The following is an 18,498-nucleotide window of genomic DNA, read 5'->3' as shown; positions in this document are numbered from 1 at the left end:
CGAGCCAGGTTTGTGACTTCGGCCGACGTGGGTATGGCCTTGGGGAGTGCCGGGTGCGACGCCCTCGCCCCCTTCCGTGACGACCGGTCGAGCCGGCTGCCCGGACCCGGTGCACGGTGCACGGCCCCCTGGGTCAGTACGGAACGGCGGTGCGGGCGGTAAAGAGGCGGTGCGGGCGGGCGGCGGAGACAGACATGCCGCAGCGCCCGGCAACAGCCCTCCCGTAAAAGAGAGGGCTTGTCATCGGGCACCGCGGCACGACTGTGTACAGGTTCGTCCGTCAGGACGCGAGAACCTCGTCGAGGAGGGCCTCGGCCTTGTCCTCGTTGGTGTTCTCGGCGAGCGCGAGCTCGCTGACCAGAATCTGGCGCGCCTTCGCGAGCATGCGCTTCTCACCCGCGGAGAGCCCGCGCTCGCGCTCGCGGCGCCACAGGTCGCGCACCACTTCGGCGACCTTGATGACGTCGCCAGAAGCGAGCTTCTCCAGATTTGCCTTGTAGCGACGGGACCAGTTCGTGGGCTCCTCGGCGTACGGTGCACGCAGCACCTCGAAGACCCGGTCCAGCCCGTCCTGGCCGACTACGTCGCGAACGCCGACGAACTCCGCATTGTCCGCAGGCACACGAACCGTCAGGTCGCCCTGGGCGACCTTGAGCACCAAGTAGGTCTTGTCCACGCCTTTGATCTGGCGAGTTTCGATGGCCTCGATCAGCGCGGCCCCGTGATGGGGATAGACCACGGTGTCGCCAACCTTGAACGTCATGTGACAGGTACCCCTTCCGTGGCTATCCAGGGTAACACGAGAACTGACTGTTATGAATGGCGTTTTCGCAGGTCAGGGCACATCTCGGGGCTTGACAACAGCGGCGGGAACGTGCTGCGGAGGGCTTCCGGAAGGGGGTATTCGCAGGTCGGAGGCGCTGTGCGGACCAGGCGAAACGGCCACGTTACACCCGGGCGGGTACCCCACCAGTGTGACGTACGTCCCGTTTTGCCGGGTTCGAAGCCGGGAAACCGAACTACTCCGTTCGACTGGGGGCCACCCGTACGGAGCGGTTCCGGCCCAATCCTGGAATTGATCACGGAGAGCCGTTCGAAGGAATCCCGGAATTGATCACAGGCCGCCCGGAGCGTGATATGCGGACGGCATGTGAACGCGGCACGAAGAGCGGGCGCGGGCGGGAGCCGGAATGGGAGATCGCGGGGGCGGCGCAGGGCCGCCCGTGCGCTGCGGAGGGTCGGGTGCGGGGGCGGGGCGGCGGCTCGGTAACCTAAGCCCGCTGACACACCCTTAGGGCGGCTTTACCTCGGTCGCCCCGAGGCCGCCATCCTTCCGTTCCGTACGTCCAAGGAGTTGCCGCCGCCGTGAGCCGCAGCCTTCGACGCGGCGCCCTCGCCGCCACCGCCGTCGTGTTCTCGATCGCCTCGCTGGCCGCGTGCGGTGCGGGCAACGACGCCCAGACGCTCCAGATCAAGCCGGACAACGCCGCCGTCACCAAGGGCGACATCAAGGTCCAGAACGCGCTGGTGATCACCCAGGGCGGCAAGGACAAGAAGGGCGGCCCCGCGGTCGTCTCGGCGACGGTCTTCAACCAGGGCGACAAGCCTCAGACCCTCGACGCGATCACCCTGCCGGGCGGCAAGGCCAAGGTCACGCTCAAGGGCCCCGAGGGCGCTGCGGGCAAGGTCGTCGTGCCGGCCGGCGGCTCCGTGGTCATCGGCGGCAAGGGCAACGCGTCCGCCGTGATCGAGGGCGGCAACGAGGCCGTGAAGAACGGCGACGCCCAGAAGGTCGTCTTCCAGCTGAGCAACGCCGGCGACGTCGAGCTCGACGCGTTCGTCGTCCCGGGCACCGGCCTGTACGCCGGCTTCGGCCCGACCGAGGCCCCGGCCGCCGGCCCCTCCGCCTCGGGCAGCCCCGCCGCCGCGCCGTCGGGCTCCCCGGCCGCGTCCCCGTCCGCCGGTGCGAGCCCCGCCGCGTCGGGCTCCCCCGCCGCGGGCGCCACCCCGGCGGGCTCCCCGTCGGCCTCCGCCTCGCACGCCGCCGGTCACTGAGGCCGCGCGGGCAGCGCAAGCAGTAGACGAGTAGACAAGGCAAGGGCCCCGTCCGCTTCAGCGGACGGGGCCCTTCCCCGTGCTGCGGGCCGCTGCGCGGGCCCCGGCCGGCTTACGGCTCGAACTTGTAGCCGAGGCCGCGGACCGTGACCAGGTAGCGCGGAGCACCCGGGTCCGGCTCGATCTTGGCGCGCAGGCGCTTGACGTGTACGTCGAGGGTCTTGGTGTCGCCCACGTAGTCCGCACCCCACACCCGGTCGATCAGCTGCATGCGGGTCAGCACGCGGCCCGCGTTGCGCAGCAGCATCTCCAGCAGGTCGAACTCCTTGAGCGGGAGGTCCACCTTTGCTCCGGCGACGGTGACCACGTGCCGGTCGACGTCCATGCGCACCGGTCCCGCCTCCAGGGCGGCCGGGGTGACCTCCTCCGGCTCGCCGCGGCGGCGCAGGACCGCGCGGATGCGCGCGACCAGCTCGCGCGAGGAGAAGGGCTTCGTGACGTAGTCGTCGGCTCCTATCTCCAGCCCGACCACCTTGTCGATCTCGCTGTCCTTGGCCGTCACCATGATCACGGGGACGTTGGAGCGGCCGCGCAGCTGCCGGCAGACCTCCGTGCCGGGCAGGCCCGGCAGCATCAGGTCGAGGAGGACGAGGTCGGCGCCGTTGCGCTCGAACTCCTCGAGCCCGTCGGGGCCGGTCGCGGCGATCGCGACCTCGAAGCCCTCCTTGCGGAGCATGTAGGACAGGGCGTCGCTGAAGGATTCCTCATCCTCGACGACGAGCACTCGGGTCACGGAAGGACCTCCGGGGCAGGGATGGCTGGTTCTGGTTCAGGCTGGGGTCGGGTGGCTGGGTGCGGGGGCCTGTTCCGCGGAGGGGGCGGCCCGGTCCGAGGGGGCGGCCGATTCCGGCAGCCTCAGGGTGAAGGTGGAGCCCTGACCCTCGGAGCTCCACACGGACACCTCCCCGCCGTGGGAGGCCGCGACATGCTTCACGATCGCAAGGCCCAGTCCGGTTCCGCCGGTGGCGCGGGAGCGGGCCGGGTCGACGCGGTAGAAGCGCTCGAAGATGCGCTCGCGGTCCTTCTCGGGGATACCGATGCCCTGGTCGGTCACGGCGAGCTCGATCAGGTCGCCGCCCGGGGCGGTGACCCGGCGGGCGGCGATCCCGACGCGGGTGCGGGCGGGGCTGTAGTTGACGGCGTTCTCGACGAGGTTGCCGAGGGCGGCGGCGAGCTGGCCGCGGTTGCCCCAGACGAACAGGTCGGAGGTGCCTCCGGAGGCCATGGTGATCTGCTTGGACGAGGCGGTGTGGCGGCACCGGTCGATGGCCTCGGCGACGAGCGTGTCCACCCTGACGGGCTCGGCGTCCTCCAGCGGGTCGTCGTTCTGGACCCGGGAGAGGTCGATGAGCTCCTGGACGAGGTTGATCAGGCGGGTGGCCTCGATCTGCATGCGGCCGGCGAAGCGGCTGACCGCCTCGGGATCGTCGGCGGCGTCCATGACGGCCTCGGACAGCAGGGAGATCGCGCCGACCGGCGTCTTCAGCTCGTGCGAGACGTTCGCGACGAAGTCGCGCCGTACGGCTTCGATGCGGCGGGCCTCGGTGAGGTCCTCCACCAGCAGCAGCACGAGCCGGGAGCCGAGCGGGGCGACGCGCGCCGAGACCGCCAGGGCCTCGCCGCGGCCGGTGCCGCGCCGGGGCAGGTCGAGCTCGACCTGGCGTATCTCGCCGTCGCGGCGGGTGTCGCGGGCCATGTGGAGCATGGGCTCCACGGCGAGCTTGCCGCCGCGGACGAGCCCGAGGGCGTACGCGGCGGAGCTGGCCTTGACGACGGCGTCGCCCTCGTCGAGGACGACGGCGGAGGAGCGGAGCACGGACAGGACGGTGTCGACGCCGGGCGGGAGCACCGCGTTGATGTCGGGGCGCATGGAGCTCCGGGTGGGGCGGGCCTGGTCGCGCTCGCTCCAGCGGAACGCCAGCATCGCGATGACGCCGGTGCAGACACCGGCGATCGCTGCAGCTGCGGCGACCGCCGCGTTCACGTCCATGTGTCCAGGTTAAGCAGGCCCAAGAGCACTTCCACAGCCGTTCGGGTGGCACCTCGAACAGTCGTCGCCCAGAGTTCACCGTGACGACGGAGTTGATTCACTTGGGGTGCCGGAGGCCGACGCGTTCGCCTCCCACCGTGGCACCGTGGGGCATGAGGCCGCACCGGCCCGGGCCCCGGGCACCAGCGCAGTAGGTCGAGAGAGGGACACCCATGCGTGACGCGTACCACGAGGAACTGGACTCGATCGGGGAGGGCCTGGTCGAGATGGCCCGGCTGGTCGGCTCCGCGATCGGGCGGGCCACGACGTCCATGCTCGACGCCGACCTGAAGCTCGCCGAGAGCGTCATCGCGGCCGACCAGAAGATCGACGACCTCCAGCACGACCTGGAGGCGCGCGCCATCGCGCTGCTGGCCCGCCAGCAGCCGGTCGCCACCGACCTGCGCATCGTCGTCACCTCGCTGCGCATGAGCGCCGACCTGGAGCGCTCGGGCGACCTGGCCCAGCACGTGGCCAAGCTGGCCCGGCTGCGCTTCCCGGACACCGCCGTCCCGCGGGACCTGCACGCGACCATCCTGGAGATGGGGCAGCTGGCGCAGCGGCTGATGGCGAAGGCGGCCGAGGTGATCATCACCAAGGACGTGGACCTGGCGCTGCAGCTGGAGACGGACGACGACGAGATGGACCAGCTGCACCGCACGCTGTTCCAGCACCTGATGGACGACCGCTGGAAGCACGGCATCGAGACGGCCGTGGACGTGACCCTGCTGGGCCGCTACTACGAGCGTTTCGCCGACCACGCGGTGTCGGTGGCCAAGCGCGTGGTGTACCTGGTGACGGGCGAGCACGCGGACGATCTGCAGCAGCCGACCGAGCCGGTCTGAGCCCCAGTGCGCCGTTGACGCGCCGGTGCGGCTGGGCATGAATGAGGGCGAGGCAGTGCAGTACGTACGCCTACCCCGTACACCGCCTGCGAGGAGGATCCATGCCCGAATCCCCCGTCCCCGTCACCCCGGAGCACGAGCAGCCGCCGAAGCCGGAGCCGCTGCGCCTGCCGCTGCTCGCGGCCTGCGGCTGCGGCTCGGGGTGCGGCTGCGGCTGCCAGTCCGGCGCCCCCTGCCAGTGCGGCGGGTGACGGACGGCACCGCCACCCGTGCCAACGTCCGGGGCCCCTGTCGGCGCATCACCGCCGGCAGGGGCCCCGTCCGCAGTCGCTACTTCTTCTTGCCCTGGTTCTTGACGGCCTCGATGGCGGCCGCGGCGGCCTCCGGGTCGAGGTAGGTGCCGCCCGGGTTGAGGGGCTTGAAGTCGGCGTCGAGCTCGTAGGAGAGCGGGATGCCGGTGGGGATGTTCAGGCCCGCGATGTCGGCGTCGGAGATGCCGTCGAGGTGCTTGACCAGGGCGCGCAGGGAGTTGCCGTGCGCGGCGACCAGGACGGTGCGGCCGGCCAGCAGGTCCGGGACGATGCCGTCGTACCAGTACGGGAGCATGCGGACGACGACGTCCTTCAGGCACTCCGTCCTCGGGCGCAGCTCCGGCGGGATGGAGGAGTAGCGCGGGTCCTCGGACTGGGAGAACTCGGTGCCGTCCTCGAGGGCCGGCGGCGGCGTGTCGTACGAGCGGCGCCACAGCATGAACTGCTCCTCGCCGAACTCGGCGAGCGTCTGGGCCTTGTCCTTGCCCTGGAGGGCGCCGTAGTGGCGCTCGTTCAGGCGCCAGGAGCGGTGGACCGGGATCCAGTGGCGGTCGGCGGCCTCCAGGGCCAGCTGCGCGGTGCGGATGGCGCGCTTCTGGAGGGAGGTGTGCACGACGTCGGGGAGCAGGCCGGCGTCCTTGAGCAGCTCACCGCCGCGGACCGCCTCCTTCTCGCCCTTCTCGTTGAGGTTGACGTCCACCCAGCCGGTGAACAGGTTCTTGGCGTTCCACTCGCTCTCGCCGTGGCGGAGGAGGATCAGCTTGTACGGTGCGTCGGCCATGCGTCCGAGCCTAATGGACGCGCCCGGGCCGCTGCGCCGGTGCCCCGGGCCCCGGTGGATTGACGCCGGGCGTCAATCCGGTGGCTTGCGGTGGCCGGTGATCGTAGGGTGCCGGGGGCAGCAGGGCCACTTACATCGCCGGGGGGATTCCGTATGTCCGTGGGAAGTCTGAGACGCGCGTTGCGCGAGAGCGTGGCGGGGCTGCCGCGGGAGTTCTGGTGGCTGTGGACGAGCACGCTGGTCAACCGGCTCGGGGCCTTCGTCGCCACCTTCATGGCCCTGTACCTGACGCTGGAGCGGGGCTACTCGGCCTCGTACGCGGGACTCGTCGCGGCCCTGCACGGGCTGGGCGGCGTGGTCTCGGCGCTGGTGGCGGGGGTGATGACCGACCGGCTGGGGCGGCGCCCGACGCTGGTCGCGGCGAACGTCTCGACCGCGTTCTCGGTGGCGCTGCTGGGGTTCATGGAGCATCCGGCGGCGATCGCGGCGGTGGCGCTGCTGGTGGGCATGGCCTCGAACGCCTCGCGTCCGGCGGTGTCGGCGATGATGGCCGACATCGTCCGGCCCGAGGACCGGGTGCGGGCCTTCGCGCTGAACTACTGGGCGATCAACCTGGGCTTCGCGATCAGCTCGACGGCGGCGGGGCTGGTCGCCGAGTACAGCTACCTCGCCGGGTTCCTGGGCGAGGCGGCGCTGACGCTGCTGTGTGCGGTGCTGGTGTACGCGAAGCTGCCGGAGTCCCGGCCCGAACCGGTGGGCGCCGCGGGGGGCGGGGCCTTGCGCCCCGAGCCGGCGGTCGGGCTGGGGAGCGTGCTGCGCGACGGGCGGTTCATGGGCGTGGTCGGGCTGTCGTTCCTGATCTCGCTGATCTTCACGCAGGGCTCGGTCGGGCTGCCGGTCGCGATGGGCGCCGCGGGGTTCTCGCCGGGGGACTACGGGCTGGCGATCGCCGTGAACGGCCTGCTGATCGTGGCCCTGCAGATCCCGGTGACCCGGTTCATCGAGCACCGGGACCCGCAGGTGCTGCTGGTGGTCTCGGCGCTGCTGGCGGGGTACGGGTTCGCGCTGACGGCCTTCGCCGGGTCGCTGTGGGCGTACGCGCTGACGGTGTGCGTGTGGACGCTGGCGGAGATCGTGAACTCGCCGACGCAGATGGGGCTGGTCGTGCGGTTGTCGCCGGTGCGGGGGCGGGGGCGCTACCAGGGGGTGTACACCATGTCCTGGTCGGTGGCGTCGCTGATCGCACCGCTGATGGCGGGGTACGTGATCGACCGGTACGGGGCGGGGTGGCTGTGGGGCGCCACCGGTGTCCTGGGCACGGTGACGGCGGTGGGCTACTGGCTCTTGATGCGGCGCCTCCCGCCCGAGCCGAGCCCGCTGTCCGCCTCGGGCGGCACCACCCCGGCCGCCGCCCCGGCCCCGGCTCCGGCCGCCCAGCCGTAGCCCCGCGGGCCCGCCGCCAACCCTTCGCGCAGTTCCCCGCACCCCTGACGGGGCGCCTCCAGGGCACCACCCCAGGGGCGCGGGGAACTGCGCGAACAGCCACGGCCGGTCCGCAGGCGACAGACCACCGCCAGCCCCCCAGGGGCGCGGGGAACTGCGCGAACAGCCAGCCACGGTCCGCAGGGCGGGAGGCCGCCGCCGGGCCCCCGGCGCGCGGGGGCTGCGCGAGTGGCCACGGCCGGTCCGCAGGCGGCGGGTCGGCGCCGGGGCGCTGTCAGGGGGTCGGCTGGGTGAGGTGGCGGAAGGCGTCCAGGTTGCGGGTGGACTCGCCGCGGGCGGTCCGCCACTCGTACTCCCGGCGGATGGCGCTCGCGAAGCCCAGCTCCAGGAGGGTGTTGAAGGCGCCGTCGGCGGCTTCGAGGACCGTGCCCAGCAGCTGGTCCAGGTCCGCCGGGGTGACCACCGCCAGCGGAAGGCGGGCCGTGAGGTAGATGTCGCCGAGGCGGTCCACGGCGTAGGCCATCCCGTACAGCTTGAGGTTGCGTTCCAGCAGCCACCGGTGGACGCCGGCCTCGTTCTCGTCGGGATGGCGGATCACGAAGGCGTTGACGGACAGCGAGTGCCGGCCGACCTTGAGCGAGCAGGTCGTGGACAGCTTGCGGGTGCCGGGCAGCTGGACGACGTACGTGCCCGGCTCGGGGCTCTCCCAGCTCAGTTCCGCGCCGTTGAGCGCGCTCTCGATGATCGCGGCGGTGTCAGCCATGGTGGGAGCGTACGCGACGGCGGTGATCATGCATCGCCGCGGTGTACACGTCCGCCGTGCCTCCGGCGGCGGTGTCCCAGCCGAAGAACCCGGCGTGCCGTGCGGCCTCCCCGCCCATGCGGGCGCTGAGCCCGGGGTCGTCGACGAAGCGGCGCAGCTCGCGGGCGTAGTCGACCGGGTCGTGGCCGGGGACGAGGATGCCGGTGACGCCGTCGTTGACGGCCACGGGCAGTCCGCCGACCTCGGCGGCCAGTACGGGGGTGCCGGTGGCCTGGGCCTCGATCGCGACGAGCCCGAAGGACTCGCTGTAGGACGGCATGACCAGGACGGACGCCGCGCGGAACCAGTCGGCCAGGCGGTCCTGGGCGACCGGCGGGTGGAAGTGCACGAGGTCGGCGATGCCGAGCCGGGCGGCGAGCTTCTGCAGGCCCTCGGGCTTGGCGAGGCCGCTGCCGCTGGGGCCGCCGACGACGGGGACGAAGAGGCGGCGGCGCAGGTCGGGGTCCTGGTCGACGAGCGCGGCGACGGCGCGCAGCAGGACGTCGGGGGCCTTGAGCGGCTGGATGCGGCCGGCGAAGAGGGGTATGACGGCGTCCTGCGGCAGGCCGAGGCGGGCGCGGGCGGCGGCGCGGCCGTCGCCGACGGTGAAGCGGTCGAGGTTCACGCCGGGGTGGACGACGGCGACCTTGGCGGGGTCGGCGTCGTAGTGCCGGACCAGCTCCTCGGCCTCCTCGGTGGTGTTGGCGATGAGCCGGTCGGCGGCGGCGACGATCTGGGTCTCGCCGATGACGCGGGCGGGCGGCTCGGGGGTGTCCCCCTCGGCGAGGGCGGCGTTCTTGACCTTGGCCATGGTGTGCATGGCGTGGACGAGGGGGACGCCCCAGCGCTGGGCGGCGAGCCAGCCGACGTGTCCGGAGAGCCAGTAGTGGGAGTGGACGAGGTCGTAGTGGCCGGGGCGGTGGCCGGCCCAGGCCTGCATCACGCCGTGGGTGAAGGCGCACAGCTGGGCGGGGAGCTCTTCCTTGGCCAGGCCTTCGTAGGGGCCGGCGTCGATGTGCCGGACGAGGACGCCGGGGGCGAGCTCGACGGCGGGCGGCAGGCCTCCCTCGGAGGCGCGGGTGAAGATCTCGACCTCGATGTTGATGGCGGCGAGGCGCTTGGCCAGTTCCACGATGTACACGTTCATCCCGCCGGCGTCGCCGGTCCCGGGCTGGTGCAGCGGCGAGGTGTGCACGCTGAGCATGGCGACGCGGCGCGGCCTGCGGTGGTGGCCGACGGACGGGATGCGCAGGCGGGGGGCGTCGTGGCGGGTGCCGCGGACGGCGGCGATCCGGCCGCCGAGGCTGCCGCCGATGCGGGACACGTACTGGCTCAAGGGAGCAGTTCCTCTCGCTCGGATCTCGCTCGGACGACAGCTGGTGCGGGGGACGGCAGGCGCAGGGCATGCCGACGGGGGCGCACCGGGCGCCCTTCTAGGAGTGCAACCCGGACGGCCGCCCCCTGCATTCCGGGCGTGGCGGATTTTTCCTTCGCGATCTGCCCGGTTTTCCTGCGGCGGGCGCCCTCCGCTTACGCTCGGCGCATGTCCCGGCACTCCACTCCGCCCCCCTCCCGCACCGGCGGCACGGGCCGCAGCGGCCGCGGCGGCGAGCCTGGCCGCCCGGTGGGGACGGTGACGCGCGGTACGACGAACCCGAACCGGCTGCGCCGCATGGACCGCTGGATCGCGGCGGTGCACGGGCCGGCGCTGCGGCGGGCCGGGGCGCCGGTGGCGGTGGACCTGGGCTACGGGGCGGCGCCGTGGACGGCGGTGGAGCTGCTGGCGCGGCTGCGGGAGGCGGCGCCGCGGGTGCGGGTGGTCGGCATCGAGATCGAGCCGGCGCGGGTCGCGGCGGCGAAGCCGTACGAGCGCGAGGGGCTCGCCTTCCGGCACGGCGGGTTCGAGGTGCCGCTGGAGGGCGGGGCGCGGCCGGCGCTGATCCGGGCGGCGAACGTGCTGCGCCAGTACGACGAGGAGCAGGTGGCCGCGGTCTGGGAACGGCTGTGCGCCCGGCTGGCCCCGGAGGGGCTGCTGGTGGAGGGCACCTGTGACGAGATCGGGCGGCGGCACGTGTGGGTCGCGTTGGGGCCCGAGGGGGCGCGCACGGTGACGTTCGCGACCCGGCTGGGGTCCCTGGAGCGCCCGTCGGACCTGGCGGAGCGGCTGCCGAAGGCGCTGATCCACCGCAACGTGCCGGGCGAGCCGGTGCACGCGTTCCTGCGGGACTTCGACCGGGCCTGGGCGGCGGCCGCGCCGTACGCCTCGTACGGGGCACGGCAGCGCTGGATCCGCACGGCACGGGCGCTGGCCGCGGACTGGCCGCTGACGGACGGTCCGAAGCGGTGGCGGCAGGGGGAGCTGACGGTGCGTTGGGAGGCGCTGCGCCCGGCGGGGTGAATGTCGGCGGACGGGGAACGGGTGGCCGGGGCGGACCGTTGAGCTGTCCGGGCCGGGGGTTGGGGGACCGGCCGGGGCGGGGCCGAAGATCCGGAGGGCGTCCGTGAGGGTGTTGGATTTCTCCGAGTCGTGGCACCATCCCGAGGGCAGCGAAAGTTACTGATGAATAGTCAGATTCGCATCTTGGGGGGACCATGGGGACCGTGGAGCCGAGGCGGCGGCGCAGGAACGCCTCCGCCCTGACGCTGCTGTGCGCGACGGCGCTGCTCGCGGTGACGGCTCTGACCGGGACGGCGCAGGCCGCGCCGCTTCCCGAACCGGGCGCCACCTCCCTGGAGCAGGTCCGCAAGGAGATCGAGGACCTCTACCGCCAGGCGGGCACGGCCACCGACGCCTACAACCAGGCCGAGAGCGAGGCCAAGGCACAGTCCGACAAGATCGTCGAGATCGCCAAGCAGGTCGTCGCCGGCCAGGACCGCATCAGCTCCCTGAAGAACCGCGCCGGGGCCGCCGCCCGCGCCCAGTACCGCTCCAACGGGCTGCCGCCGCAGGCCCGGCTGGCGCTGAGCGGCAGCCCGAGCCAGTTCCTGGACGGGGCGGACCGCATCCGCCAGGGCGAGAAGGCCACCACCGACCTGCTGTCGGAGATGAACCGGACGCAGACCGCGCTGCAGCAGTACGCCAAGGACGCCAACGCCGAATGGCAGAAGCTCGAGGCGAACCGGGTCAAGAAGGAGGCCTCGAAGAAGGAGATCGAGGCCAAGATCAAGGCGGCGGAGGAGCTGGAGAACAAGCTGGCGGCCGAGGAGAAGGCCCGGCTGCTCCAACTGGAGCAGGACGCCCAGTACCGGGCGCAGACGGCCTGGCTCTCGACCGGCGTGCTGAAGGAGATCAACAGCTCGGCCTCGGAGGCGGGCAGGAAGGCGGTGCAGTTCGCCACCGCCCAGATCGGCAAGCCGTACGTCTGGGGCGCCGTCGGACCGGCCTCGTACGACTGCTCGGGGCTGACCTCGCAGGCCTGGAAGGCGGCGGGCCGGGGCATCCCGCGCACCTCGCAGGAGCAGCTGCGGCTGCTGCCGAAGGTCGCCCTCAAGGACATGCGCCCCGGCGACCTGATCATCTACTTCGACGACGCGAGCCACGTCGGGATGTACGTGGGCGACGGCGCGATCGTCCACGCGCCGCGCCCCGGCCGCAACGTCACCCTGGCCGGCGCCGGCTCCATGCCGATCAAGGCGGTCGTCCGCCCGGACGCGTGACGGGCGTGCGCCCGGACGGCTGACGGGCGTGCACCGGGCGCGCCCGGCCCCCCGGCGGCCGGGCCGCCCGACGGCCGGGCGCGCCCGGTGCAACCGTGCAGGTGTGGGCAACGTCTCGCTGGGCGGGACGAGGACGTCCCCCGCCGTGACGTTGGTCATTCGGCGAGGAGGATTTTCCCCCGCAACAACGGCATATGCCGCTGTCCTCGGCCCGGAGCGCCATTCCGCTCGGCCGCCGCGGACCGCTAGGGTCGGCCGGACGAGCGCACCCTCGGGGGGAGGGAAGGAACCGGAGACGATGTCCGTACCCGTACCGCGGCAGAGGGAGACCCCCGCCACGGGGAGCGGTCAGGCGGTCCTGCCCCAGGCATCCCTGACGCTGCTGGTGATCGAGGACGATCCCGCCGGCGGGCTCACCGTCCCCGAGATCCTCGACGCCGACCGGCACCGCATCCGGCTGCGCACCGCCCGCAACCTCACCGAGGCCGCACGGCTGCTCACCCCGGACGTCCACTGCATCCTGCTGGACCTGGCGCTCCCGGAACCGGGGACCGCCTCCCGCGCCCAGGCCTCCGCCGCCCCCTCGGCCGCCCACGGCGCCGGCGCCGCGGACACCGTGCAGGCCGCGGCCACGGACCAGCTCGACACCCTCCGCCGGGTCCTGGCCCTCGCCCCGCGCCACGCCGTCCTCGTCCTGACCGGCGAGGCCGACGCCGAGCGCGCCGCCGAGGCCGTGCGCGTCGGCGCGCAGGACTTCCTCTTCCGCGACGAGCTGGACGGCCGGCTGCTGAGCCGCGCCATCCGCTACGCGGTGGAGAGAAAGCGGGCCGACATCGCCCAGTACAAGCTTGCAGAATCGAAACTGCGGGCCCAGGAGAACGCCCGCCTCGAACGCGGTCTGCTCCCCACTCCGCTCCTGGAGGGCTCCGACCTCCGCTTCGCCGCCCGCTACCGCCCCGGCCGCAGCCGCGCCCTGCTCGGCGGCGACTTCTACGACACCGTCCGCACCCCCGACGGCACCGTCCACGCCATGATCGGCGACGTGTGCGGCCACGGCCCCGACGAGGCCGCCCTCGGCGTCGAGCTGCGCATCGCCTGGCGCGCCCTGACGCTCGCGGGCCTGTGCGGCGACGACCTGCTGGCCACGCTCCAGGAGGTGCTGGAGGTCGAGCGCCCCTGCGAGGAGATCTTCGCGACCCTGTGCACGGTGGACATCTCCCCCGACGGCCGCCGCGCCGGCCTGTGCCTGGCCGGCCACCCGGCACCGCTGGTGTCGCGGCCGGGCCGGCCGGCGCGGCTGCTCCCGTACGAGAACAGCGGCCCGGCCCTCGGCCTGCTGCCCAAGGCGCGCTGGCCGCGCCGCCAGGTCGAGCTGGGCGGCACCTGGAGCCTGATGCTGTACACCGACGGCCTGATCGAGGGCCGCATCGGGGAGGGCAAGGAGCGGCTCGGCCAGGACGGGATGGTCGAGATGATCAACCGGCACCTGGCGCGCGGCCTGAGCGGGGAGGGCCTGCTGGAGGCGTCCGTCACCGAGGCCCGGCGTCTGAACGGCGGCGAACTCACCGACGACGTCGCCGTCGTCCTGCTCTCGCGCAACGAGGCCTGACCGCGGGGCCGGGAGCCAGGACCGGGGCCGGGGCGTGGGGCCTGGGGCCGGGGCGTGGGGCCGGAACGCCCGGGAGCGGCTGCGGCCCGGCGGCTACCGGCCGCCGTTGTAGGGACCGTACGGGCCGTCGCTGCTGCTGCCGCCCCGGCGCGGGCCGCCGCCCGAGACCTGCTTGAGCGCCGGCCGGACGTCGACGAGGAACACGATGGTCGCCACCAGACCGGCGATCTGCAGGAAGAGCATCCCCAGGAAGAAGTCCACCAGCACGGTGACCCCGAGGATGACCAGCCAGAACGTCTTGGTCTGCTTGTCGGCGGCGCGGTACGCGTCCTGCCGGGCCAGCAGCGCGAGGACGAAGGCCACCACGGCGAGCGCCAGCATGGCGAACCCGAGCAACGGGAGAACCCCGTTATCGAACCCGTTCATCAACATCGACCCGACCGCCTTCTCCTGCGTGGCACGTCTGGTGCCCTCTGCCTCCACGCTACCGGCAGAGGGGTCCTCACCACGGACAACGGGCCGGACACCGTGCAGGTGCCCGGCCCGTGGCCCCGCTGTGCGCGGCCGCCGCTCAGGCCCCGTCGCCCGCCAGCTTCTTGGCGGGGGTCTTGCGGGTGGTGGTGCGGCGCGCGGCCGGCCTGTCCCCGTCGCCCTCGGCCTCGGCCTCGGCCGAGGAGTCGGCGGGGGCCGCGGCCGGCTCCGGCTCGACGGCGACCGCGATGTCGACGATCTCCTCCGAGACACCGCCGCGCCAGGTCCGCACGGCCTGCTCCCCGCGCTCGGCGACCCGGTCGTAGGTCTCCTTGGCGCGCACCGCGTACTCGGCGGCCACGCCGACCCCGCGCAGCGCCAGGTCCTGGGCCGTCTCGCCGATCTTCTTCGCGTCGATCGCGCCGATCACCTCGGCGACCTTGGCGGTGACGGCCTCCTGGGCCTCCCGGGCCTTCTGCTGAACGATCTTCGGGTCGGTGTTCTTCACCGCCTCGATGCGCGCGGGCGCCTCGGCGCGCAGCTGCTCGATGAGGCCGGGCACCTTCTTGGCCTGCTCCACCGCGATGTCGGCGGTGCCGGCGGCGAAGTAGAGCGGGGTCGGGTCGGCGAGGGTCTTCTTCAGGTCATCGGCGATGGCCATGTGGCTGGTCCTCCCGGATCAGTTCAGTTCGTGGAGTGCTTCTCTTCGCCCGCGGCGGCCGGCTCGGCTTCGGCCCCGGTGTCGGTCTCGGCCGCGTTCTCCTTGCGGAACGACTCGTAGATCTGGAGCAGCACCTGCTTCTGCCGCTCGTTGATGGACGGATCGGCGAGTATGGCGGCCCGCGTCTCCACCTCGTCCCGGTCCCGCTCGTCGAGGATGCCGGCCTGCACGTACAGCGTCTCCGCGGAGATGCGCAGCGCCCTGGCGAGCTGCTGGAGGATGTCCGCGCTCGGCTTGCGCAGCCCGCGCTCGATCTGGCTCAGGTACGGATTCGACACCCCCGCCGCATCGGCCAGCTGCCGCAGCGAGAGCTGGGCGTGCCGCCGCTGCTCGCGGAGGTACTCGCCGAGATTTCCGACGTTGAGCGATGCCATGCGTGGATACTGCCGCACCCCGCTAACTATTGCAAGCGCCTGCTTGCAAAAGCACCCACCCGTGCGCGGCGGCCCGCCGTCTGATCTACTCCTGCGGACGGACCGCCGGAGGGGGAGAAGCGATGGGCGTTCTGAGCGACTACTTCCGCGCGCCGGATGCCGCCTCGGTCGTGCGGGCGCTGGAGCAGGCGGACGGCGGGTCCCCCCTCTTCGCGGAGCCGCCTGCGTTCGACGGGGTCGAGGCCAAGCGCGTGGACCCCACCGTCGTGCTCGCGCAGCTGGTCGCCGCCATCCGCCAGGTCGAGTGGCGGGTGGACCTGGTGGAGGAGACGACCGTGTGGCCGACGTCCCCGGCTCCCGGCCCGGACGGCCCGGTGGACGAGGACGACCCCTGGATGACGGGGCCGTGGGTGTCGGAACTCCACCTCCCGGCACGGGACACCCTGGCCGGGGTGCGCGACCTCGACATACCGGCCGCCGTCGCCCGATGGGTGCGGGCCGAGGAGCTGCAGGGAGCACGCTCCGAAGACATGCAGCCCCTGGCCGAAGAGCTCGTCCTCCTGGCGAGGCGGGCCCGGAGCGCCGACGAGCGGCTCTACTGCTGGATGTCGCTGTAGGGCGTCGGCCGATGTTCGAGCTGTTGCCCGGGGTCGGGGTGCGGTTGCCCGGCGGGGCCGGGGTGCTGGGGTTCGGGGCGGGGACGGACGAGGTGCGGGAGGTGCTCGGCCGGCTCGGGGCGGTGCGGGCCGCCGCCGGCGGGGCGTGGGCGTACCGGGTGCGGTGGGGCGGGGTCGAGGTGACCGCCCGGCCGGGCGGCGGGGCGGGGCTGGAGGCCGTGACGCTGGCCGCGAGGGACGCGCCCGTCGCGCCCGTCGCGCTCGGCGACCTCGATCTGTTCGGCTACCCGGCCGCCGAGGTGGTCGAGGCGCTCGGGGAGGGCCCGTACCCCGGGCTCCGGCTCGGGAGCGCCGACCCGGCCCGTCCGCTGCCCTCGGTCACGCTGCGCGCGCAGCCGCCGGCCACCGGGGCGCCGGAGGCCGACGTCGAGGCGTACGCCGCCCTGTGGACCACCGAGCGGGACGCGTGGCGGCTGGAGGACACCGGCAGCGGGTACCTGATCGTACGGAAGGGGGACCCGGAGATGGACCTGGTGGTCTGTCACCCCGGGCTGGCCGAGGAGCTCGTCGCGCGGATGCTCGCGGCCGGCGTCGAGGTCGTCACGGTCTGAGGGGCCGGGGGCGGCGTGAAGCCCTTGGCGAGGAGGCGGACGGCCAGGGCCAGTTCCCAGGCGAAGACCGGCAGGGCGGCCAGGGAGCCCCAGGCCGAGAGCTGCGCGTAGGCGCCGAACAGGACCGCGGCCGCCGAGGCGAAGATCAGCGGGCCGCCGACCAGGCCGAGGACGGCGACGGGGCGCGGCACCAGCCGCGAGCGGTACATCAGATACGCCACCAGCGTCGTGTTGGCGCCCAGGACGAAGTTCGGGCCGAGCAGGAACGTCCAGTCGTGGACCGCCACCAGGGCCCGGCCGGCCACCAGGAGCGCATCCGGAGCCTGCGGCGGGCCGCCGCGCAGGGTCGTGACCGCGAGGAGGGCGACGATGCCGACGCAGATGACCGCGGCCTCGAGGGTGCGCAGGCCGAGGTAGCCCACCGCGGCGCCTTCGCCGTACCGGCGGGCCACGGGGTACAGGGCGAGGGCCGTGCCGACGACCGCCAGGGCGAGGACCACCTCGCACAGGGCGCCCAGCAGGACGCGGGTGTCCGGGCCGGCCCCGGTGACGTAGGCCGCGTCGTGCAGGACGGGGCCGTACAGGGCGAGGCCGCCGATCGAGGCGACGTGGGTGAGCAGGAAGCACAGGCCCGCGGCGGTCGCGAGCCTTCTCGTGGGCGGGGCCGTCATGGTCGCTCCTTCGCCGGGACATGAGGTGTACGGCGTACACCTGCGGCGGCCACGGTAGGGTGTACGGCGTACACTCGTCAAGGAGCGGGAGGCACGGGGGACATGGCCGGGCAGAGCAGCGCCAGCGGCGGCGGCGGGCGCCGTACGCCCCTCAGCAGGGACCGGGTCCTGCGGGCCGCCGTGGCGTTCGCCGACCGGTCCGGGATCGATGCGCTGAGCATGCGCAGCCTCGCTCAGGAGCTCGGCGTCGTGCCGATGGCGCTGTACAAGCACGTGGCCAACAAGGAGGAGCTCCTCGACGGCATGCTCGACGCGGTCCTCGCGGAGATCGGCCCGACGCCGGGCGGTGCCGCGTGGAAGGACGCGGTACGGGGGCGGCTGCTGTCGGCCCGGGAGGTCCTGCTGCGCCACCCGTGGGCTCCGCAGGTCATCGGGTCGCGGAGCGGGCCGACGCCCGGGGCGCTCGCCCATGTGGACGGCGTCATCGGGCTGTTCCTCGCCGGGGGGCTCAGCGCCGACCTCACGCACCACGCGATGCATGCGCTGGGCAGCCGGGTGTGGGGGTTCACGCAGGAGCTGCTGCCCGCCGGTGCCGAAGCCGAGCAGCAGGAGCGGCAGGAGGAGCTGGAGGAGCAGGCGGCCCTGCTCGCCGCCCGGTATCCGCACATCGCCGGGATCGTGGCCTCCCGGACGCACGACGCCGGGTCGGTCGTGGCCGGCCAGGGCTGCGACGACCGCTTCGAGTTCGAGTTCGCCCTCGACCTCCTCCTCGACGGGGTCGAACGCCTCCACGACCGGGGCTGGAGCTCTCAGGCTCCGTGACGGCGGTGGTACGAGACCGTCACCGCGGCCAGGAGCGGGGCCCAGGCGACCAGGGGCAGGTAGAGGAATCCGACGACGGTGGCGCCGAGCGGGGTCATGTCCGGGTGCGGCAGCGTCCCATACAGGGCGAACGGCGTCCAGGCGACGGCCAGGGCGGCGGCCGCCGCGCCCGCCACGGCCGTGACGGCCCGGGGTGAGACCGGTCGGCCGCGCCACCGCCGTCCCCGCGGCCGCACCAGGACGAGGGTGAGCAGGGCCAGCAGCTCGGTGCCGATGCTGAGGCAGGCGACGTGGAGCCGGCCCCAGCCGGGTATGCCGGCGGCGGCGTAGCCGGCCTCGGTGTACCCGGCCAGGAACCCGGCCGCGAGCAGCAGCCGCCAGATCCCGGACGGCAGCGTCACGAGGGCCACGGCATGCGCGGCCCCCACGGCCCAGCGGGGTGCGGGCGGGGCGGGGTGGTTTGCCTGAGGCTGTGTCATGCGGTCCAGCCTGCCGTCGGCTTCGCGGCTCGGCGTCGGCCGTGCGGACGGGACGCGGGGATGCCGCGGAAGGACCCCCGAAACCGCCCCTCCCCCGTTCGGGTGACCCCGAGCTCCGCCCTGTTCGGGTGCCCCCGGGC

Annotated in this window: 21 protein-coding genes; 10 read left to right on the top strand and 11 right to left on the bottom strand. The window is 73.3% G+C overall.

The genetic code is table 11. The features are described from left to right. Positions 1-280 precede the first annotated feature (280 nt). Positions 281-763 carry a CarD family transcriptional regulator gene (locus AB0953_RS06270; RefSeq protein WP_003953493.1) on the bottom strand — a complete coding sequence of 161 codons (483 nt, stop codon included), beginning with the start codon at positions 761-763 and terminating at the stop codon, positions 281-283. Between the two features lie 602 nt (positions 764-1,365). On the opposite strand from AB0953_RS06270, the gene AB0953_RS06265 reads away from it, so the two are divergent. Further along, positions 1,366-2,055 carry a DUF461 domain-containing protein gene (locus tag AB0953_RS06265; RefSeq protein WP_366858256.1) on the top strand — a complete coding sequence of 230 codons (690 nt, stop codon included), beginning with the start codon at positions 1,366-1,368 and terminating at the stop codon, positions 2,053-2,055. Positions 2,056-2,167: 112 nt separating this feature from the next. Here AB0953_RS06265 and AB0953_RS06260 read toward each other — a convergent pair whose 3' ends face one another. Then, positions 2,168-2,848: a response regulator transcription factor gene (locus AB0953_RS06260; RefSeq protein WP_366858255.1), complete on the bottom strand. Its 681-nt coding sequence runs from the start codon at positions 2,846-2,848 to the stop codon at positions 2,168-2,170. 36 nt (positions 2,849-2,884) lie between these two features. After that, positions 2,885-4,105 carry an ATP-binding protein gene (locus AB0953_RS06255; protein WP_366858254.1) on the bottom strand — a complete coding sequence of 407 codons (1,221 nt, stop codon included), beginning with the start codon at positions 4,103-4,105 and terminating at the stop codon, positions 2,885-2,887. Between the two features lie 212 nt (positions 4,106-4,317). Between AB0953_RS06255 and phoU the strand changes: the two genes are divergently transcribed. Continuing rightward, positions 4,318-4,989: a phosphate signaling complex protein PhoU gene (gene phoU, locus AB0953_RS06250; protein WP_366858253.1), complete on the top strand. Its 672-nt coding sequence runs from the start codon at positions 4,318-4,320 to the stop codon at positions 4,987-4,989. 101 nt (positions 4,990-5,090) lie between these two features. Beyond that, a complete protein-coding gene (locus tag AB0953_RS06245) occupies positions 5,091-5,240 on the top strand; it encodes a hypothetical protein (protein ID WP_361916157.1) in 150 nt (49 codons plus the stop codon). A 79-nt stretch (positions 5,241-5,319) separates the two neighbouring features. On the opposite strand, the gene AB0953_RS06240 is transcribed toward AB0953_RS06245, so the two are convergent. After that, positions 5,320-6,081 (bottom strand): phosphoglyceromutase, encoded by a 762-nt coding sequence (locus tag AB0953_RS06240; RefSeq protein ID WP_366858252.1) that lies wholly within the window; start codon positions 6,079-6,081, stop codon positions 5,320-5,322. A 153-nt stretch (positions 6,082-6,234) separates the two neighbouring features. Here AB0953_RS06240 and AB0953_RS06235 point away from each other — a divergent pair, with 153 nt between their 5' ends. After that, a complete protein-coding gene (locus tag AB0953_RS06235; protein WP_366858251.1) occupies positions 6,235-7,524 on the top strand; it encodes an MFS transporter in 1,290 nt (429 codons plus the stop codon). A 274-nt stretch (positions 7,525-7,798) separates the two neighbouring features. On the opposite strand, the gene AB0953_RS06230 is transcribed toward AB0953_RS06235, so the two are convergent. Together AB0953_RS06230 and mshA are read right to left on the bottom strand one after the other, a co-directional pair. Then, on the bottom strand, positions 7,799-8,287 hold the full coding sequence (locus tag AB0953_RS06230) for a YbjN domain-containing protein (RefSeq protein ID WP_366858250.1): 489 nt from the start codon (positions 8,285-8,287) through the stop codon (positions 7,799-7,801). Beyond that, complete coding sequence (mshA, locus tag AB0953_RS06225; RefSeq protein WP_366858596.1) at positions 8,280-9,578, bottom strand: D-inositol-3-phosphate glycosyltransferase; 1,299 nt, start codon at positions 9,576-9,578, stop codon at positions 8,280-8,282. The genes AB0953_RS06230 and mshA overlap by 8 nt, the downstream gene beginning before the upstream one ends. A 420-nt stretch (positions 9,579-9,998) precedes the next feature. On the opposite strand from mshA, the gene AB0953_RS06220 reads away from it, so the two are divergent. From AB0953_RS06220 to AB0953_RS06210, 3 genes are all read left to right on the top strand, one after another. Further along, positions 9,999-10,724 (top strand): class I SAM-dependent methyltransferase, encoded by a 726-nt coding sequence (locus tag AB0953_RS06220; RefSeq protein WP_366858595.1) that lies wholly within the window; start codon positions 9,999-10,001, stop codon positions 10,722-10,724. A 194-nt stretch (positions 10,725-10,918) separates the two neighbouring features. Then, positions 10,919-11,983, top strand: coding sequence for an NlpC/P60 family protein (locus AB0953_RS06215; protein WP_366858249.1), 1,065 nt, complete (start codon positions 10,919-10,921; stop codon positions 11,981-11,983). Between the two features lie 298 nt (positions 11,984-12,281). Beyond that, entirely contained in the window at positions 12,282-13,592 is a 1,311-nt protein-coding gene (locus AB0953_RS06210) for a fused response regulator/phosphatase (RefSeq protein ID WP_366858248.1), read from the top strand. 93 nt (positions 13,593-13,685) lie between these two features. Here the strand turns inward: AB0953_RS06210 and AB0953_RS06205 are convergent, their stop codons facing one another. From AB0953_RS06205 to AB0953_RS06195, 3 genes are all read right to left on the bottom strand, one after another. Beyond that, positions 13,686-14,024 carry a DUF2516 family protein gene (locus tag AB0953_RS06205; RefSeq protein ID WP_366858247.1) on the bottom strand — a complete coding sequence of 113 codons (339 nt, stop codon included), beginning with the start codon at positions 14,022-14,024 and terminating at the stop codon, positions 13,686-13,688. Positions 14,025-14,163: 139 nt separating this feature from the next. Beyond that, positions 14,164-14,724 carry a hypothetical protein gene (locus AB0953_RS06200; protein WP_366858246.1) on the bottom strand — a complete coding sequence of 187 codons (561 nt, stop codon included), beginning with the start codon at positions 14,722-14,724 and terminating at the stop codon, positions 14,164-14,166. Between the two features lie 23 nt (positions 14,725-14,747). Next, complete coding sequence (locus AB0953_RS06195) at positions 14,748-15,158, bottom strand: helix-turn-helix transcriptional regulator (protein ID WP_366858245.1); 411 nt, start codon at positions 15,156-15,158, stop codon at positions 14,748-14,750. Positions 15,159-15,280: 122 nt separating this feature from the next. Here AB0953_RS06195 and AB0953_RS06190 point away from each other — a divergent pair, with 122 nt between their 5' ends. Both AB0953_RS06190 and AB0953_RS06185 read left to right on the top strand, forming a co-directional pair. Beyond that, a complete protein-coding gene (locus tag AB0953_RS06190; RefSeq protein ID WP_366858244.1) occupies positions 15,281-15,775 on the top strand; it encodes a hypothetical protein in 495 nt (164 codons plus the stop codon). Positions 15,776-15,786: 11 nt separating this feature from the next. Then, on the top strand, positions 15,787-16,386 hold the full coding sequence (locus AB0953_RS06185) for a hypothetical protein (RefSeq protein ID WP_366858243.1): 600 nt from the start codon (positions 15,787-15,789) through the stop codon (positions 16,384-16,386). Here AB0953_RS06185 and AB0953_RS06180 read toward each other — a convergent pair. Continuing rightward, positions 16,317-17,057 (bottom strand): DUF4386 domain-containing protein, encoded by a 741-nt coding sequence (locus AB0953_RS06180; RefSeq protein WP_366858242.1) that lies wholly within the window; start codon positions 17,055-17,057, stop codon positions 16,317-16,319. The genes AB0953_RS06185 and AB0953_RS06180 overlap by 70 nt on opposite strands. Positions 17,058-17,159: 102 nt before the next feature. Between AB0953_RS06180 and AB0953_RS06175 the strand changes: the two genes are divergently transcribed. Beyond that, positions 17,160-17,879 carry a TetR/AcrR family transcriptional regulator C-terminal domain-containing protein gene (locus AB0953_RS06175; RefSeq protein WP_366858241.1) on the top strand — a complete coding sequence of 240 codons (720 nt, stop codon included), beginning with the start codon at positions 17,160-17,162 and terminating at the stop codon, positions 17,877-17,879. On the opposite strand, the gene AB0953_RS06170 is transcribed toward AB0953_RS06175, so the two are convergent. Further along, the gene (locus AB0953_RS06170) at positions 17,867-18,358 is read right to left on the bottom strand and encodes a hypothetical protein (RefSeq protein ID WP_366858240.1); all 492 of its coding nucleotides are present in this window, start codon (positions 18,356-18,358) and stop codon (positions 17,867-17,869) included. The two genes, AB0953_RS06175 and AB0953_RS06170, sit on opposite strands and share 13 nt — an antisense overlap. Between the last annotated feature and the right edge of the window lie 140 nt (positions 18,359-18,498).

Source organism: Streptomyces sp. NPDC046866 (assembly GCF_040704625.1).
Taxonomy (GTDB): Bacteria; Actinomycetota; Actinomycetes; order Streptomycetales; family Streptomycetaceae; genus Streptomyces.
Note: the sequence above shows the minus strand (reverse complement) of the source record. Positions and strands in the feature narration are given on the sequence as shown.

Excerpts from the sequence above, each read along its gene's own strand:
- AB0953_RS06270 (WP_003953493.1), bottom strand. The coding sequence starts at position 763 with ATGACGTTCAAGGTTGGCGACACCGTGGTCTATCCCCATCACGGGGCC.
- AB0953_RS06255 (WP_366858254.1), bottom strand. The coding sequence starts at position 4,105 with ATGGACGTGAACGCGGCGGTCGCCGCAGCTGCAGCGATCGCCGGTGTC.
- phoU (WP_366858253.1), top strand. The coding sequence starts at position 4,318 with ATGCGTGACGCGTACCACGAGGAACTGGACTCGATCGGGGAGGGCCTG.
- AB0953_RS06245 (WP_361916157.1), top strand. The coding sequence starts at position 5,091 with ATGCCCGAATCCCCCGTCCCCGTCACCCCGGAGCACGAGCAGCCGCCG.
- AB0953_RS06240 (WP_366858252.1), bottom strand. The coding sequence starts at position 6,081 with ATGGCCGACGCACCGTACAAGCTGATCCTCCTCCGCCACGGCGAGAGC.
- AB0953_RS06235 (WP_366858251.1), top strand. The coding sequence starts at position 6,235 with ATGTCCGTGGGAAGTCTGAGACGCGCGTTGCGCGAGAGCGTGGCGGGG.
- AB0953_RS06230 (WP_366858250.1), bottom strand. The coding sequence starts at position 8,287 with ATGGCTGACACCGCCGCGATCATCGAGAGCGCGCTCAACGGCGCGGAA.
- AB0953_RS06220 (WP_366858595.1), top strand. The coding sequence starts at position 9,999 with ATGGACCGCTGGATCGCGGCGGTGCACGGGCCGGCGCTGCGGCGGGCC.
- AB0953_RS06215 (WP_366858249.1), top strand. The coding sequence starts at position 10,919 with ATGGGGACCGTGGAGCCGAGGCGGCGGCGCAGGAACGCCTCCGCCCTG.
- AB0953_RS06210 (WP_366858248.1), top strand. The coding sequence starts at position 12,282 with ATGTCCGTACCCGTACCGCGGCAGAGGGAGACCCCCGCCACGGGGAGC.
- AB0953_RS06205 (WP_366858247.1), bottom strand. The coding sequence starts at position 14,024 with ATGTTGATGAACGGGTTCGATAACGGGGTTCTCCCGTTGCTCGGGTTC.
- AB0953_RS06200 (WP_366858246.1), bottom strand. The coding sequence starts at position 14,724 with ATGGCCATCGCCGATGACCTGAAGAAGACCCTCGCCGACCCGACCCCG.
- AB0953_RS06195 (WP_366858245.1), bottom strand. The coding sequence starts at position 15,158 with ATGGCATCGCTCAACGTCGGAAATCTCGGCGAGTACCTCCGCGAGCAG.
- AB0953_RS06190 (WP_366858244.1), top strand. The coding sequence starts at position 15,281 with ATGGGCGTTCTGAGCGACTACTTCCGCGCGCCGGATGCCGCCTCGGTC.
- AB0953_RS06185 (WP_366858243.1), top strand. The coding sequence starts at position 15,787 with ATGTTCGAGCTGTTGCCCGGGGTCGGGGTGCGGTTGCCCGGCGGGGCC.
- AB0953_RS06180 (WP_366858242.1), bottom strand. The coding sequence starts at position 17,057 with ATGACGGCCCCGCCCACGAGAAGGCTCGCGACCGCCGCGGGCCTGTGC.
- AB0953_RS06175 (WP_366858241.1), top strand. The coding sequence starts at position 17,160 with ATGGCCGGGCAGAGCAGCGCCAGCGGCGGCGGCGGGCGCCGTACGCCC.
- AB0953_RS06170 (WP_366858240.1), bottom strand. The coding sequence starts at position 18,358 with ATGACACAGCCTCAGGCAAACCACCCCGCCCCGCCCGCACCCCGCTGG.